A 14,679-nucleotide genomic window follows, 5' to 3' on the forward strand; every position below is an offset into this window, starting at 1 on the left:
GCTTCAGACATCGCTCCACGCCCAAAGCCAGAAAAGGAGGTCCCCATGTCTCGCCCCACGCAAGTCCTCGCCGGCGCCCTCGCCGCCACCGCCGTGCTGTGCGCCGGCCTCGCGGCGGCCCAGCCGCTCGCGCCCGTCGGCGGCTTTCCGGCCCAGCCGCTGCGCATCGTCTCGCCGTTCCCGGCCGGTGGCGGCAACGATGCCGTCACGCGCATCGTCGCCACCCACCTGGGCGAGGTGCTGGGGCAGACCGCCGTGACCGACAACCGCGGCGGCGCCGGCGGCAATATCGGCACGCGCTTCGTGGCCGAGTCCAAGCCGGACGGCTATACCCTGCTGACCTCGCAGGTCTCCGTGATGGCGGTCAACCCCTCGCTCTACAGCGCGCCCGGCTTCGACCCGGTGAAGCAGTTCGCGCCGGTCACGCAGATCAACGCCGCGCCGCTGGCCATCGTGGTGGCCGCCAACGCGCCGTGGCAGAGCTTTGCCGAACTGGCCGCGCAGGCCAGGGCCCAGCCGCACAAGATCACCTTCGCCACGCCCGGCAACGGCACGCTCTCGCACCTGGTCGGCGTGGTGCTGGACAAGGACAGCGGCGTCGCCCTGCAGCACGTGCCCTACAAAGGCGCAGGCCCGGCCATCAATGACCTGCTGGGCCACCAGGTGGACGTGCTGATCACCTCCACCTCGTCGGTGGCGGGCTTCATCCAGGGCGGGCGCATGCGCGCGCTGGCCGTCACCAGCCCGCGCCGGCTGGGCGTGTTCGCCAAGGTGCCGACGCTGGAAGAGCTCGGCTACCGCAATGCCCGCTTCGAGGACTGGTACGGCGTGTTCGTGCCGGCCGGCACCTCGCCCGAGCGCATCGCCCTGCTCAACCGCGCCATCGTGCAGGTGCTGCAGATGCCGGAGGTGGTCAAGCTCATCAACGACGGCGGCAGCGACGTGGTGGCCAGCAAGCCCGATGCGTTCGCGGCCCAGCTCAAAGGCGACATCGCGCGCTGGTCGCAGATCGTCAAGCTGTCCGGCGCGCACGTGGACTGAGGCCCGACGATGACACACCGCCCCCTGACCCGCCTCGTCCACGGCGGCCGCGCCACCGCCGTGGACGGCGGCCGGCCCGTCAATCCGCCGCTGGTACGCGCCAGCACGGTGCTGTTCGATTCCACCGCGCAGATGCGCGAGATGCGCGGCCGGCGCGGCAGCGAGCGCCTGTTTACCTACGGCGCGCGCGGCACCCCGACCGCCTTCGCGCTCGAAGACATGGTCACGGAACTCGAGGGCGGCTACCGCACGCGCCTGTTTCCAACCGGCCTGTCCGCCGCGGCCATGACCCTGCTGGCCTGCCTGCGCCCGGGCCAGCACGTGCTGCTGCCCGACTGCGTCTACGAGCCGGTGCGCAGGCTGGCCACGGGTTTTCTCGCCCAGCACGGCATCGCGGCCGGTTTCTACGCCGGCGACGGGCACGACCTGCAAGCCCGGCTGCGGCCCGAGACGCGGCTGGTCTACGTGGAAACGCCCGGCTCGCTGGCCTACGAGATGTGCGACCTGCCCGCCATCGCCGGCATCGCCCACCGCCACGGCGCGCTGGTCGCCGCCGACAACACCTGGGGCTCGGGCCTGCTCTACCGCCCGCTGGCGCTCGGCGCCGACATCTCGCTGATGGCCGCCACCAAATACCTGTCCGGCCATTCCGACGTGATGATGGGCACGGTCTGCGCCACCGAGGCCGCGTGGCCCGCGCTGGCCGGCGTGGCCGACGCCTTCGGCATCGCCGTCAGTCCGGACGACGCCTACCTGGTCCAGCGCGGCATGCGCACGCTCGGCGCGCGCATGGCCCAGCACGAGCGCGGCGCGCTCGTGGTGGCGCGCTGGCTGCAGGCGCGCGCCGAGGTGGCCGAGGTGTTCTGCCCCGCCCTGCCCGGCGACCCTGGCCACGCGCTGTGGCGGCGCGACTGCCACGGCACCAACGGGCTGCTGTCGTTCGCGCTGCGCGAGGCCGCGCCGGGCGCCGCCGGGCACTTCATCGACCACCTCGCGCTGTTCGGCATCGGCGCCTCGTGGGGCGGCTTCGAAAGCCTGGCGGTGCTCGCCGACATGCGCGGCGCGCGCAGCGTGACCGACTGGTCGGCGCGCGGGCAGGTGGTGCGGCTGCATATCGGGCTGGAAGACAGCGACGACCTGATCGCGGACCTCGCGCGGGGCTTCGAGGCGATGGCGCGGATGGCCGCATACGGCATCGACAGCGACGGCGGCGGCGAACAGCACCAGTGACACGCGCCGCCCATGTGCTAGCATTGCATGCAACGCAAGCACGGGAGCCGGCATGGCAACGCTGACAATCCGCAATATCGACGAGGCGCTCAAGGCGCGCCTGCGCCTCGAAGCCGCCCAGCACGGGCGCTCGATGGAAGAAGAGGTGCGCGCCATCCTGCGGCAGGCGCTGAGCAAGCCGTATCGCACGGAGGGGCTGGGCAGCCGGATCCGGACGCATTTCGCGCACCTGTCCGACCCGGGCGTGCCGCTGCCTCCCCGCGACGAGCCGCCGCGCGCGGCGGACCTGCCGGAATGATCGTCCTCGACACCAACGTGCTGTCGGAGCTCATGCGCGCGGCGCCGGACGCGGCGGTCGTCGCGTGGCTGGACCGCGCCTCCGAGCAGGCCTTCGCGGTGACGGCCGTCACCGTCGCCGAATTGCTCACCGGCATCGCCCTGCTCGCGGATGGCCGGCGCAAGGCCGGGCTCTACGCGGCGGCGACCGGCATGCTCGACGCGGAATTCACCGGCGCCGTGCTGCCGTTCGACGCCGAGGCCGCGGGCTGCCATGCGGAGATCGTCGCCATGCGCACCCGGGCCGGCCGCCCGATCAGCATGGCCGACGCGCAGATCGCGGCGATCTGCCTGCGGCACGGCGCCGTGCTCGCCACCCGCAACGGCAAGGACTTCGGCGGCATCGGCCTGACCGTGGTCAACCCGTGGCACGACTGAGCGGGACCTGCCTGCCCACCTGCATCCGCCCATGACCGACCACGCCGACGCCGTCTTCACGCCCCACGACCAGCAGCGCTTCTACGACCTCGTGGCGGCGCGCCGCGACATGCGCCATTTCATCGCCGGCGCGACCGTGGACGAAGCCGTGCTGCTGCGCCTGCTGCGGGCCGCGCACGCGGCGCCTTCGGTCGGCCTGATGCAGCCCTGGCGCTTCATCCGCATCGCCGATCCGGCCATGCGGGAGGACATCGCCGCGCTGGTCGAGGCCGAGCGGCAGCGGACCGCGCTGGCGCTGGGCGAGCGCGATGCCGAATTCCTGCGGCTGAAGGTGGAAGGCGTGCGCGAATGCGCGGAGCTGCTGGTGGTGGCGCTGGCGCCGGACGACGGCACGGTGTTCGGCCGGCGCACCATGCCGCGCGAGATGGCGCTGTGCTCGGCGGCCTGCGCGGTCCAGAACCTGTGGCTGGCCGCGCGCGCGGAAAACCTCGGCATGGGCTGGGTCTCGATGTTCGCGCCCGAGGCGCTGGCCGCGCGGCTGCGCATGCCGCCGGGCGCGCAGCCCATCGCCATCCTGTGCCTGGGGCCGGTGCGCGCGTTCTATCCGGCGCCGATGCTGGAAATCGAGAACTGGCGCCACGGCCGGCCGCTGGCGGCGTTCGTGGCCACGGACGGCTGGGACACGCCGGCGTCCTGAGCCGCGCCTCAAGGCGCCACGGAGGGCTCGCGCTTCATGGTGCGCAGCACGAAGGTGGAATGGCTGTGCCGCAGGCCGGGCAGCTTGTACAGCTTGTGGCGCAGGAACTGCTCGTAGCCTTCGGTGCCGGCGACCGCCACCTTGATGAGGTAGTCGTACTCGCCGGTCAGCAGGTAGGCCTCCATCACCTCGGGCAATTCGGCCAGCGCCTCGCCGAAACGGTCGAGCATGTCGTCGTCGTGCCGGTCGAGCGTGACCTCGATCAGCACGGTGTCGGGCAGGCCGAGCGCCTTCTGGTTCAGCAAGGCCGCATAGCCCTCGATCACCCCGCTGTCTTCCAGCGCGCGCACGCGGTTCCAGCACGGCGTGGGCGACAGGCCGACCTGCTCCGCGAGCTTGAGGTTGGAGAGCCGGCCGTCGCGCCGCAGCGCGCGCAGGATGCGACGGTCGGTTTCGTCGAGTTTGGGAGAGCTTGCCATGACTTTGCGTGACAGAAAGAAGGATTAACCCACGATCCTATCATTCACGGATAATCCATCTCCATATTTGTGGGAATGGCAGGGAATAAAGAAGCCCATTCCGCGCCGCCGCTGGTAAATTTGTCGCATGAATCCGACGCCGCTTTCCAGCCCTGCCATGCCCCCCATGCCCCCCATGCCCACCCTGAATCTCGCGCTGCGCCTCGACCGCGGCGATGTCTTCGGCGCCATCGAATGGACGCTCGCCAATGCCCGCCGCACCGGCCTGACCCTGGCCGGCATGGATTTCGATGCCGCCGCGCCGTGGGCGCTGACGCTATCGGTCGCCGCCGCGGACGCGGACCTGCTGGACCTGTTCGTCAGGCGGCTCGGGAACGGCGTGGACGTGCTGGAAGTGCGCGAGGTCGCCGCGGCTGCGCCCGCCCCCGCCACCGCTCCCGCGCTTGCCGCCGCCGCGCCGGCTCGGTATCCTCAGGCCGCCAACAGGCTGCCCTCGGGAACGTCTCATGCCGCTTCGTCTTCCACCCCTCTCGGCGCTGCGCTTCTTTGAAGCCGCCGGCAGGCACCAGAGCTTCAAGCTCGCCGCCGCCGAGCTGAACGTGACGCCGAGCGCGGTCAGCCACGGCATCACCGGCCTGGAACAGGCGCTCGGCGTGGCGCTGTTCGTGCGCGAGCCGCGCGGGCTGGCGCTGACCCCGGCCGGGGCGGACTACCTGGCCTACATCTCCGAGGCCTTCGCGCTGATCGCCACCGGCACGCAGCGCCTGCCGGACCGCCGCGCCGGGCGCACCATCGCCGTGAGCTGCGCGCCGACGCTGGCGTCGCGCTGGCTGCTGCCGCGCCTGCACGATTTCCGCCGCCGCTGGCCGGACGTCAACGTGACCGTGGATACCTCGCGGCGGCTGGTGGGATTTCCCGCCGACGGCTTCGACTTCGCCATCCGCATGAGCCGCGCGCCGGTGCCCGGCACGGCGTGGGACCGCCTGTTCGGCGAGCAGTTGCTGCCGGTATGCAGCCCGGCCTGCCGCGCCGGCACGCTCGACGCGCAAGGCCATTTCGATCCGCGCCTGGCCACGCTGATCCACGTGGACACCGCCGGCGAGGACTGGCCCGCATGGCTGGCCGCCACCGGCATGCCGGACGCGGCGCCGGCCGGCAACCTGCGCTTCGACACCATCCAGCTCGCGCTGGAAGCCGCCGCCGCGGGCCTGGGCGTGGCGCTGGGACGGCGGCCGCTGGTGGACCGCGAACTGGCCGCCGGCACGCTGGTCACGCTCGGCGCGCCGCCGCTGGCCGCGCGCACGGCCTACTGGCTGGTCAGCGCCGAGGGCGCCGCCGAGACCCGGGGCCGGCCCGATCTCGCCGGCTTCCGGCAATGGCTGCTGGCCGAGGCGCGGGCCTGCGCGGAGCCCGTCGCGCAACCGGCGGCACCGGCGCCGGCCCTGCGCTGAGCGCGGGCACAGGTGAGCCCGCCTCACGCGCAGCCGAATTCTTTTCCTTTGTCGCGCGTGCCGCCCGCTGCCAGTATTGGCGCAGGAGGAACACCACCATGCCGACGGCGCCAGCCCAAGACCACCACGACCCGCGCAGGGGTTCCCTGCGCAACCCCGCGCTGCCGGTAGTGATCGCGGCCGCGCTGATCCTCAGCGCGGCGATGGGCGTGCGGCAGACCTTCGGGCTGTTCCTCGGCCCCTTGTCGTTCGACCGCGGCATGCCGGTCACGCTGATCGCGTTCGCCATCGCGCTGCATAACCTCGTATGGGGCCTGGCCCAGCCGTTCGCCGGCGCCGCGGCCGACCGCCACGGCTGCGCGCCGGTGGTGGCGTTCGGCGGCGCGGCCTTCGCGGCGGGCCTCGGGCTGGCGGCGGTGGCGCCGTCGGGCGCCATGCTGGTCATCGGCATGGGCGTGCTGGTCGGCATCGGCATCAGTTGCACCAGCTTCGGCGTGGTGCTGAGCGCGGTGGGCCGCGTGGCCACGCCCGCGCAGCGCAGCATGGCGATGGGCATCGCCAGCGCGGGCGGCTCGCTCGGGCAGGTGCTGGTGGTGCCGCTGGCGCAGTCGGTGCGCGCGGGCGCGGGCGTCGGCGCCTCGCTGTTCGTGCTCGCCGCGGTGATGCTGCTGGCCGCGCCGCTCGGCCTCATGCTCGAAAAGCGCCACGCCGGCGGCGCGCCCGCGCGGCAGGCGCCGGCGCAGCCGCTGCGCCCGGTGCTGGCGCTGGCAAGCCGCCACCGCGGCTACCGGCTGCTCACGCTTGGTTTCTTCACCTGCGGCTTCCAGCTGGCGTTCATCGGCACCCACTTGCCGGGCTACCTGACGCTGTGCCACCTGCCCGCCGGGCTGGGCGCGACCGCGCTGGCGCTGATCGGGCTGTTCAACATGGCGGGAAGCTGGGCCTGCGGCTGGCTGGGCGGGCGCTTCCGCCAGCAATACGTGCTGGGCTGGCTCTACCTCGTGCGCGGCGTGGCCATCGCCGCCTTCCTGCTGCTGCCCAAGAGCGCCACCTCGGTGATGGTGTTCGCGGCCGTGATGGGCCTGACGTGGCTCGGCACGGTGCCGCTCACCAGCGGGCTGGTGGCCAAGGTGTTCGGCACGCGCCATCTCGGCACGCTGTTCGGCGTGGTCTTCCTCAGCCACCAGATCGGCTCCTTCCTCGGCGCGTGGCTGGGCGGCTTCATGTTCGACCTGACCGGCTCCTACTCGCTCGTGTGGGCCGCCACGGCGCTGGCCGGGCTGGTGGCGGCGCTGCTGCATTTCCCGATCGACGACAGCGTGGCCGGCACGCCCGCGCCGCCGCCCGCGCCGCGCGGCGCGGCTCCGCGCTCCGCCTGAGCCGCCACCGGGACGCTACCGGTTGTCCGGCAGCAGTTCGATGCCGTCCAGTTCGGCGGCGCAGGTATCGCGCACGATGGAAACGAAGTCGCGCACATAGGGCCGCTGCGCCAGCGCCGCCGGCGTGGTCGCGTGCAACTCGCTCCACAGCCCCCGCGCGCCGATGCGCTTGGCCAGCACGTAGTCGTGGTCGACGTAGTTCTTCACGCCCCAGTTCGGCAGCGCGGCCACGCCGCGGCGGCTGGCCACCAGCTGCAGCACCGCCACCGTGAGCTCGGCCGTGCGCCGCTGCAGCTTGATGCCGGCCGGTTCCAGCACCTCGCGGATCAGGTCGATGCGCTGCTCGGGCACCGGGTAGGTGATGAGGGTCTCGCCGGCGAGGTCCTGCGCCTCGATGCGGCGCTTGTTGCGCAGCCGGTGCTCGTTGGCGATCACCGCCAGGATCTCGAAGCGGAACAGCGGCGCCACCGCCAGTCCGCGCTTGGCCGGCGGCAGCGAGCCGATCACCATGTCGGTCCGGCCTTCGGCCAGCAGCGCCAGCGGGTCGGCGTGAAAGCCCGCCACCAGGTCCACCTCCACTTCCGGCCAGCGGCGGCGGAACTCGTCCATGACCGGCATCAGCCAGTCGAAGCAGGTATGGCATTCGAGCACGATGCGCAGCTCGCCGCGCGTGTCGCCCTTGAGCCGCGCGAGGTCGCGCTCGGCCGTGCTGATGGCGGCCAGCGTCTCGCGCGCCAGCGCCAGCAGGCGCTCGCCGGCGGGCGTGAAGCGCAGCCCCTGGCGGGTGCGGTCGAACAGCGGCAGGCCGTAGTGCGACTCGATGCCCTTGATTTGGTGCGACAGCGCCGACTGGCTCACGTGCACGCGCTCGGCCGCGGTGGCGAGCTTGCCCGATTCGGCGATCGCCACGAGGGAACGCAGGTGCCTGACTTCGATCATGACTGGTCGCTCCGCCTGATATGAAACCTGATATGAAACTGATTCATACGTTGATTAAATCTTATCGCTTGATTCATTCTACGCCGGATCCGACACTGGGCGCCATCGTCACACACCACATACGGAGTACCAGATGGCACGGACACATATCGCGGGCTTTCCCCGCATCGGCGCCCAGCGCGAACTGAAATTCGCCCAGGAAGCCTTCTGGCGCGGCGAGACCGCCGAATCCGACCTGCGCGAAGTGGCCGCCGGCCTGCGCCGGCAGCACTGGCAGGCCCAGGCCGAGGCGGGCCTGGACAGCGTGGCGGTGGGCGACTTCGCCTACTACGACCAGGTGCTCGGCACGAGCGCGCTGCTCGGCGCCCTGCCCGCGCGCTTCGGCTTCGACGCGAAGCAACTGAGCCTGGCGCAGTATTTCGAGCTGGCGCGCGGCAACAAGGCGCAGCCCGCGCTGGAAATGACCAAGTGGTTCGATACCAACTACCACTACCTGGTGCCCGAGCTTGGACCCGACACCCGCTTCGACGGCGGCGTGGACTGGTTCTTCGACGAGGTGGACGAGGCGCTGGCGCTGGGCCTGTCCGCCAAGCCGGTGCTGATCGGGCCGGTCACTTACCTGTGGCTGTCCAAGAGCCACGTCGAGGGCTTCGACCGCCTGAGCCTGCTGCCGGCGCTGGCGGCCGCCTATGCCCGCATCCTGGCGCGCCTGCGCGAGCGCGGCATCGAGTGGGTGCAGATCGACGAGCCGGCGCTGTGCCTGGACCTGGAGCCGGCCTGGCTCGACGCCTATGACAGCGCCTACGCGGCGCTGGCAGGCAGCGGCGTCAAGCTGCTGCTGGCCACCTACTTCGACACCGCCGCCGACCACGCCGCGCGCGCCGCCGCGCTGCCGGTGCAGGGCTTCCACGTCGACCTGGTGCGCGCGCCGCAGCAGCTCGACGCATGGCGCCGCGTGCTGCCGGCCGGCGCGGTGCTCTCGGCCGGCGTGATCGACGGCCGCAACATCTGGCGCGCCGACCTGCGCCGCGCGCTGGCCGTGCTGGCGCCGCTGCGGGCCGAGCTGGGCGAGCGCCTGTGGGTGGCGCCGTCCTGCTCGCTGCTGCACGTGCCGGTGTCGCTCGCGGCCGAGCACAAGCTCGATGCCGAGATCAAGAGCTGGCTGGCCTTCGCCACCGAGAAGCTCGCCGAAGTGAACGTGCTGGCGCGCGCGCTCGACGAAGGCGAAGCCGCCGTCGCCGCGCAGCTTGCCGCCAACGACGCCGCGCTGGCCTCGCGCCGCAACTCGCGCCGCGTGGTCAACCAGCAGGTGCAGGCGCGCATGGCCGCCATCACCGCCGACATGGCCGAGCGCGACAGCGCGTTCGACGTGCGCATCGCCCGCCAGCGCGACGCGCTGCAACTGCCGGCGCTGCCCACCACCACCATCGGCTCGTTCCCGCAGACCGCGGCGATCCGCCAGACGCGCGCGGCCTACAAGCGCGGCGACATCGGCGCGCTGGAATACCTGCAGCGCATCCGCGCCGAGATCGAGACCGCCGTGCGCAAGCAGGAAGCGCTGGGCCTGGACGTGCTGGTGCACGGCGAGGCCGAGCGCAACGACATGGTGGAATATTTCGGCGAGCAGTTGTGCGGCTACGCGTTCACCGCCAACGGCTGGGTGCAGAGCTACGGCTCGCGCTGCGTCAAGCCGCCGGTGATCTACGGCGACGTGTACCGCCCCGAGCCGATGACGGTGGAGACCACGCGCTACGCGCAGTCGCTCACCGAGCGGCCGATGAAGGGCATGCTCACGGGCCCGGTGACGATGCTGCAATGGTCGTTCGTGCGCGACGACCAGCCCCGCTCGGCCACCGCGCTGCAACTCGCGCTGGCGATCCGCGACGAAGTGAGCGACCTCGAGCAGGCCGGCATCCGCGTGATCCAGATCGACGAGCCCGCGCTGCGCGAGGGCCTGCCGCTGCGCAAGGGCGACTGGGCCGCCTATCTCGCCTGGGCCGTGCATGCCTTCAAGATCTCGGCCGCCTCGGTGGCGGACCAGACGCAGATCCACACCCACATGTGCTATGCGGAGTTCAACGACATCCTGCCGGCCATCGCCGCGCTCGACGCGGACGTGATCACCATCGAGACCTCGCGCTCGGCGATGGAGCTGCTCGAAGGCTTCGGCGAGTTCGACTATCCCAACGAGATCGGGCCGGGCGTGTACGACATCCACTCGCCGCGCGTGCCCAGCGTGGAGGCCATCACGCATCTGCTCGAGCGCGCCTGCGAGGTGATTCCGCCGCAGCGGCTGTGGGTCAACCCGGACTGCGGCCTCAAGACGCGCGCATGGCCGGAGACCGAGGCCGCGCTGGCCAACATGGTGGCGGCCGCGCGCGCGCTGCGCGAGCGCGTCGGCAACGACGGCGCCGCGCGCTGGCAGCGTGCCGGCGCCGCGGGCCAGGCGGCGCATCACGCCACGCAAGCCTGCGACTGCGCCGGCCACGCGCGCTGAACCGGCGCGCCGGCCCGCCGCGCGGGCGGGCTGGCGCCGCCGTTTTCCCGCCGGCTTTCTTCCCTTGCGTCGCTGTGTCACATAGCGTGCGGCAAGCCTTGTTTCGTATCGTACGCGGCTTGTCCAGCACGATACGAGGCGCGTGTCCCACGCAGGACCGCCGCCACAAGGGAAGAAGATGAAACGAAGCAGATACTGGAGGCGGCGCGCCGCCGCGCTGCCCGCCGCGGCATTCACCACGGCCGCGCTGGCGCAGGCCGGCGCCGATGCCACGGTGACGCTGCCGGCCGCCACCGTGACCGCCCGCGCCGAAGGCTCGCTCACGGTGCCCGCCGTGAGCCAGCAGAAGGAAACGCTGTTCGGCACCGCCGGCTCGGTCGGCTTCGTCGACGCCGCCGCGTATGGCGACAGCTACGCCAGCAACCTGCGCGACGTGCTCAAGGACGCGCCGGGCGTGTACGTGCAGGAGCGCTACGGGCAGGAGCTGCGCCTGTCGGTGCGCGGCTCGGGCATCGCGCGCGGCTATCACGTGCGCGGGCTGGAAATCCTGCAGGACGGCGTGCCCACCAACTTCGCCGACGGCAGCGGCGACTACTACCAGATCGACCCGCTCGCGCTGAGCGCGGCCGAAGTCTACAAGGGCGGCAACGGGCTGGCCTACGGCAGCACCACGCTCGGCGGCGCGCTCAACTTCACCACGCCCACGGCGTTTACCGCCGAGGCGCGCAACGAGGTGCGCGTGGACGGCGGCAGCTTCGGCACGGCGCGCGCCAGCGGCCAGGTCTCGCGCCAGATCGGCGCGTTCGATTTCCTGGCCAGCCTGAGCGCCAACCACGCGGACGGCTTCCGCGCCCACGAGCGCGGCCAGTACGAGCAGTTCAACGCCAACTTCGGCTACCGTTTCAGCCCGGCGGTGGAGACACGCTTCTATCTCGGCGCCTACGTCGTCGACCAGCAGCTGCCGGGCTCGCTCTCGCTCGGCGACGCGCTCGGCAGCCCGCGCAAGGCTTCCGCCAGCGCGCTCTCGGGCGACCAGGCGCGCGACACGCGCACCGAGCGCGTGGCCAACGTCACCACGGTGAAGCTCGACAGCGGCCAGCTCGATTTCAGCACCTGGGTCATCCACAAGAGCCTGTACCACCCGATCTTCCAGGTCGTCGACCAGGACTACTGGACCTACGGCTTCGCGCCGCGCTACACCGGCACGCACACCATCGGCGGCCTGCGCAACCAGGTCATCGCCGGCGCGCGCTTCTTCGGCGGCAACAACGATGCGCGCCAGTTCGTCAACAACGCCGGCAACCGCGGCGCGCAGACCCTCAACGCGGCGCAGGACGCCTACAACTACGAGGCCTATCTCGAGGACCGCCTGTGGGTCACGCCCACGTTCGCGCTGATGGCCGGCGCCAAGGCCTACCGCAGCGTGCGCGACTACCACGACTACGGCGGCCTGCCCGCCAACCCGGCGGCCAGGTCGGACCGCGCCACCTTCAGCGGCGTCAATCCCAAGTTCGGCGTGCTGTGGGAACCCGCGCGCGACGTGCAGGCCTTCGCCGACATCACGCGCAGCACCGACGTGCCGGACTTCACCGACCTGAGCCAGACCATCGCCGCGACCACGCGCTTCGTGCCGCTGGCCGCGCAGCATGGCTGGACGATGGAGATCGGCACGCGCGGCAAGCGCGAGCGCTTTGCCTGGGACGTGACGGCCTACCGCTCGCTGGTGCGCGACCAGCTGCTGCAATACACCACCAACCCGGACGTGCCCGCCTCCACCTTCAACGCCGGGCGCACCACGCTGCAGGGCGTGGAGCTGGGCGTGTCCGGCGACGTGCTGCGCAACGTGTTCGGCGCCGGCGACGCGCTCACGCTGTCGCAACTGTGGAACTACAGCGATTTCCGCTTCGACAACGATGCGCAGTACGGCAACAACCGCATCGCGGGCGTGCCCGAGCACGTGCTGCGCACCACCGTCGCGTACAGCCGCGCGGGCGGACTGCGCGTGGCCGGCACCATCGACTGGGTGCCGGGCGGCGCCTACGTGGACTATGCGAATACCTTGCGCACGCCGGGCTACGCGCTGTTCGGCCTGCAGGCCAGCTACGCGTTCCGGGGCGGGGTGACGGTCTTCCTAGATGCCAGGAACCTGGGGAACAAGCGCTACGTGAGCGACTTCAGCACCGTGACGGACGCGCGCACGGCGAACACCGCGGTGTTCTATCCCGGCACGGGGCGCGCGTTCTATGCCGGGGTGAGGTACCGCTTCTGAGAGACCGCAGCCGGGGCGGCGAGACCCGCCGCCCCGGCGCGTCCGGTCAGTCGATCCGCTCCACCGGCGGCGCCACCCAGGTGCCGTCGAGCACGGACTGCCCGGGCCAGTAGACGCGCAGCATCAGGTTGAAGCCGTCCGGCGGCGCCGGCAGCCAGTTGGATACCTGGCTGCCGGGCGGGCGCGCGTTCTGGATGGCGATGTCGAGCGAGCCGTCGCGGTTGTACCTGAGGCGGTCGCGGTCGCCGATGGCGTAGCGGTTCAGCGGGTTCGCCACGAACACCTGCTTGTCGTTGTAGAGCGTGAGCGACCAGAACGCATTGGTCGGCGGCAGCTGGTTCTTGTCGAAATGCATGACGTAGCGCTTCGATCCGTCCAGCGGCTTGCCGGCCGAATCGACGCGCGTGGCGGGATAGACCGCATCGGCGGGCAGGTTGGCGCCCAGCCCCACCCACGCGACCAGCGCGCGCTTGCCATAGGCGGTGCCGTAGTTGCCGAGGTCGCGGCGGACCGTCCATTCCGCCCCGGTATCGGCGGCGCGCTTGGCCGCGCCCGCGATGCCGGCCAGCGCGGTGGTGGCGCCTTCCTGCACGGCGCGGGCCGTGGCGGGCTCCAGCGCCGTCACCGAGAACGGCGCGCCGGGCACGATGCCGAGCTTCCTGATCGACTCGACCATCGCCGCGTCGGCCGGCGCCGGCGGGTTGGCCGGCAGCAGCGCGGCGAAGCGCGTGAAGAAGGCCTGCGCGTCCATCGCCGCGACCTGCTCGGCCGGCGGCGTTTCCGTGTCCACGGCATTGCCCGCCGGCGCCGCCTGCGACCGCGCCTTGCCGCCGCCCTGCCACGCCGACAGCGGCATCAGGCGGTACTGGCTCTGCAGGCGGCGCACCGCTGCGTAGTCCTTCTTGCCGTTGGTCTGGGTGCGGCCGATCAGCCAGACCATCTCGGTCGGGGCGCGGATTTCCTTCACGCCGGGCGGCAGCGTGCCGGTCCAGCGCGGGCCGATGATGGCGAACACGGCTTTCCTGGTGCCCGTGGTGCGCTTGCCCGGCGAGGCGAACACATTGGTCCACGCATCCATCATCGGCATCAGGTAGTAGCGGCCGCGGGTATCGGGCAGCGACAGGATCTGCGGCTCCTCGCTCAGGTCCAGCCATGCCGTGGAATAGAGCGTGTCGGCGTTGGGGCTGACCACGTCGGTAAACGTGGCATCGGGAAAGCCGCGCATGTGCGCGAAGGTATTGGCCGGCGTGCGCGCGGTCATGACCTCGCGCGTGACGTCCATCAGCACCAGCGGATAAGCGTAGGTGAATACCTGGGCCGACAAGGCCTTGACCGTCGCATCCGGCTGGCTGGAGGCGCCCTGCGGCGCCTGCGCCTTCTGCGGTCCCGCGGCGCAACCTGCCAGCAGCAGGCCGAGGGCCGCCGCGCCCGCGATCTGGCGAATCGAAAAACTCATGACCCCGATCCCTTTTTTGGTTTGACTACCCGTCGTGCCGGTTACCGCTGAAGCGGAGATATTTTCCCGCACGAACGTGTGATTTTATTCGAACGATGATGGGCTGGCGAGTCCGGGCTTGTCAATTCGCGTGTCTGAATTAATGCGGTGCAGCGCACCAACGGCCGGCCTTATGGCCGGTGCGCCGGCGGGCCGGACGAAACCCCGCGCCGGCCGGCGCCGCCTGTGTCCGCATGGTTCTTGCGGGAGCGCGCCCGCGCGGCCCGGCCGGCTCGCGCCCCGACTCGTCGCGCGGCCACCGGGCCGCCCGGCCATTGATGCATTGACGCGCCGGGGCCGGCGCGCCATCCGGTTCTGCCTTTCCGCCAGGATTAGAGGGTAAACCACCCTCTGATCAGCCATTAAATACCGCCAAAAATAAGAGCATTCTTATATTAATTTCCAAAAACCGTAATTAGAATTCTCTCATCGCTGGCAGAGAAATTTCCTACGCCAGCCACGGAACCATCTCAACAGGGGGAGAGAAA

Annotated in this window: 13 protein-coding genes; 10 read left to right on the top strand and 3 right to left on the bottom strand. The window is 71.2% G+C overall.

The window, feature by feature from the left end:
• The first annotated feature begins 45 nt into the window (after window positions 1-45).
• The 5 genes from KF708C_RS10645 to bluB are packed head-to-tail and all read left to right on the top strand — an operon-like array spanning window position 46 to window position 3,682.
• Entirely contained in the window at window positions 46-1,041 is a 996-nt protein-coding gene (locus tag KF708C_RS10645) for a Bug family tripartite tricarboxylate transporter substrate binding protein (RefSeq protein WP_020203380.1), read from the top strand.
• A 9-nt stretch (window positions 1,042-1,050) separates the two neighbouring features.
• Complete coding sequence (gene metC / locus KF708C_RS10650; RefSeq protein ID WP_059411738.1) at window positions 1,051-2,271, top strand: cystathionine beta-lyase; 1,221 nt, start codon at window positions 1,051-1,053, stop codon at window positions 2,269-2,271.
• Window positions 2,272-2,323: 52 nt separating this feature from the next.
• Window positions 2,324-2,569, top strand: coding sequence for a FitA-like ribbon-helix-helix domain-containing protein (locus KF708C_RS10655; protein WP_020203378.1), 246 nt, complete (start codon window positions 2,324-2,326; stop codon window positions 2,567-2,569).
• Window positions 2,566-2,985 carry a type II toxin-antitoxin system VapC family toxin gene (locus tag KF708C_RS10660; protein ID WP_059411739.1) on the top strand — a complete coding sequence of 140 codons (420 nt, stop codon included), beginning with the start codon at window positions 2,566-2,568 and terminating at the stop codon, window positions 2,983-2,985. Before KF708C_RS10655 ends, KF708C_RS10660 begins: the two co-directional genes overlap by 4 nt.
• Before the next feature lie 31 nt (window positions 2,986-3,016).
• Window positions 3,017-3,682 (top strand): 5,6-dimethylbenzimidazole synthase, encoded by a 666-nt coding sequence (gene bluB / locus KF708C_RS10665; RefSeq protein ID WP_059411740.1) that lies wholly within the window; start codon window positions 3,017-3,019, stop codon window positions 3,680-3,682.
• Window positions 3,683-3,690: 8 nt separating this feature from the next.
• Here bluB and KF708C_RS10670 read toward each other — a convergent pair whose 3' ends face one another.
• Entirely contained in the window at window positions 3,691-4,161 is a 471-nt protein-coding gene (locus KF708C_RS10670) for an Lrp/AsnC family transcriptional regulator (RefSeq protein WP_020203375.1), read from the bottom strand.
• A gap of 175 nt (window positions 4,162-4,336) precedes the next feature.
• Between KF708C_RS10670 and KF708C_RS10675 the strand changes: the two genes are divergently transcribed.
• The 3 genes from KF708C_RS10675 to KF708C_RS10685 all read left to right on the top strand — a co-directional run bounded on the left by KF708C_RS10675 (window position 4,337) and on the right by KF708C_RS10685 (window position 6,991).
• Entirely contained in the window at window positions 4,337-4,711 is a 375-nt protein-coding gene (locus KF708C_RS10675) for a hypothetical protein (RefSeq protein WP_231586433.1), read from the top strand.
• A complete protein-coding gene (locus tag KF708C_RS10680; protein ID WP_059411741.1) occupies window positions 4,668-5,612 on the top strand; it encodes a LysR substrate-binding domain-containing protein in 945 nt (314 codons plus the stop codon). Before KF708C_RS10675 ends, KF708C_RS10680 begins: the two co-directional genes overlap by 44 nt.
• Window positions 5,613-5,710: 98 nt before the next feature.
• Window positions 5,711-6,991: an MFS transporter gene (locus KF708C_RS10685; RefSeq protein WP_231586434.1), complete on the top strand. Its 1,281-nt coding sequence runs from the start codon at window positions 5,711-5,713 to the stop codon at window positions 6,989-6,991.
• Between the two features lie 15 nt (window positions 6,992-7,006).
• On the opposite strand, the gene KF708C_RS10690 is transcribed toward KF708C_RS10685, so the two are convergent.
• A complete protein-coding gene (locus KF708C_RS10690) occupies window positions 7,007-7,930 on the bottom strand; it encodes a LysR family transcriptional regulator (protein ID WP_059411742.1) in 924 nt (307 codons plus the stop codon).
• A gap of 133 nt (window positions 7,931-8,063) precedes the next feature.
• Between KF708C_RS10690 and metE the strand changes: the two genes are divergently transcribed.
• Together metE and KF708C_RS10700 are read left to right on the top strand one after the other, a co-directional pair.
• On the top strand, window positions 8,064-10,427 hold the full coding sequence (gene metE, locus KF708C_RS10695) for a 5-methyltetrahydropteroyltriglutamate--homocysteine S-methyltransferase (RefSeq protein WP_059411743.1): 2,364 nt from the start codon (window positions 8,064-8,066) through the stop codon (window positions 10,425-10,427).
• Between the two features lie 178 nt (window positions 10,428-10,605).
• Window positions 10,606-12,696 (top strand): TonB-dependent receptor family protein, encoded by a 2,091-nt coding sequence (locus tag KF708C_RS10700; protein ID WP_059411744.1) that lies wholly within the window; start codon window positions 10,606-10,608, stop codon window positions 12,694-12,696.
• Between the two features lie 46 nt (window positions 12,697-12,742).
• Here KF708C_RS10700 and KF708C_RS10705 read toward each other — a convergent pair whose 3' ends face one another.
• Complete coding sequence (locus tag KF708C_RS10705; protein ID WP_059411745.1) at window positions 12,743-14,152, bottom strand: DUF1254 domain-containing protein; 1,410 nt, start codon at window positions 14,150-14,152, stop codon at window positions 12,743-12,745.
• Window positions 14,153-14,679 lie beyond the last annotated feature (527 nt).

The sequence above is a fragment of the Cupriavidus basilensis genome (assembly GCF_000876015.1).
GTDB classification, from domain to species: domain Bacteria; phylum Pseudomonadota; class Gammaproteobacteria; order Burkholderiales; family Burkholderiaceae; genus Cupriavidus; species Cupriavidus basilensis_B.

Excerpts from the sequence above, each read along its gene's own strand:
- KF708C_RS10645 (WP_020203380.1), top strand. The coding sequence starts at position 46 with ATGTCTCGCCCCACGCAAGTCCTCGCCGGCGCCCTCGCCGCCACCGCC.
- metC (WP_059411738.1), top strand. The coding sequence starts at position 1,051 with ATGACACACCGCCCCCTGACCCGCCTCGTCCACGGCGGCCGCGCCACC.
- KF708C_RS10655 (WP_020203378.1), top strand. The coding sequence starts at position 2,324 with ATGGCAACGCTGACAATCCGCAATATCGACGAGGCGCTCAAGGCGCGC.
- KF708C_RS10660 (WP_059411739.1), top strand. The coding sequence starts at position 2,566 with ATGATCGTCCTCGACACCAACGTGCTGTCGGAGCTCATGCGCGCGGCG.
- bluB (WP_059411740.1), top strand. The coding sequence starts at position 3,017 with ATGACCGACCACGCCGACGCCGTCTTCACGCCCCACGACCAGCAGCGC.
- KF708C_RS10670 (WP_020203375.1), bottom strand. The coding sequence starts at position 4,161 with ATGGCAAGCTCTCCCAAACTCGACGAAACCGACCGTCGCATCCTGCGC.
- KF708C_RS10675 (WP_231586433.1), top strand. The coding sequence starts at position 4,337 with ATGCCCACCCTGAATCTCGCGCTGCGCCTCGACCGCGGCGATGTCTTC.
- KF708C_RS10680 (WP_059411741.1), top strand. The coding sequence starts at position 4,668 with ATGCCGCTTCGTCTTCCACCCCTCTCGGCGCTGCGCTTCTTTGAAGCC.
- KF708C_RS10685 (WP_231586434.1), top strand. The coding sequence starts at position 5,711 with ATGCCGACGGCGCCAGCCCAAGACCACCACGACCCGCGCAGGGGTTCC.
- KF708C_RS10690 (WP_059411742.1), bottom strand. The coding sequence starts at position 7,930 with ATGATCGAAGTCAGGCACCTGCGTTCCCTCGTGGCGATCGCCGAATCG.
- metE (WP_059411743.1), top strand. The coding sequence starts at position 8,064 with ATGGCACGGACACATATCGCGGGCTTTCCCCGCATCGGCGCCCAGCGC.
- KF708C_RS10700 (WP_059411744.1), top strand. The coding sequence starts at position 10,606 with ATGAAACGAAGCAGATACTGGAGGCGGCGCGCCGCCGCGCTGCCCGCC.
- KF708C_RS10705 (WP_059411745.1), bottom strand. The coding sequence starts at position 14,152 with ATGAGTTTTTCGATTCGCCAGATCGCGGGCGCGGCGGCCCTCGGCCTG.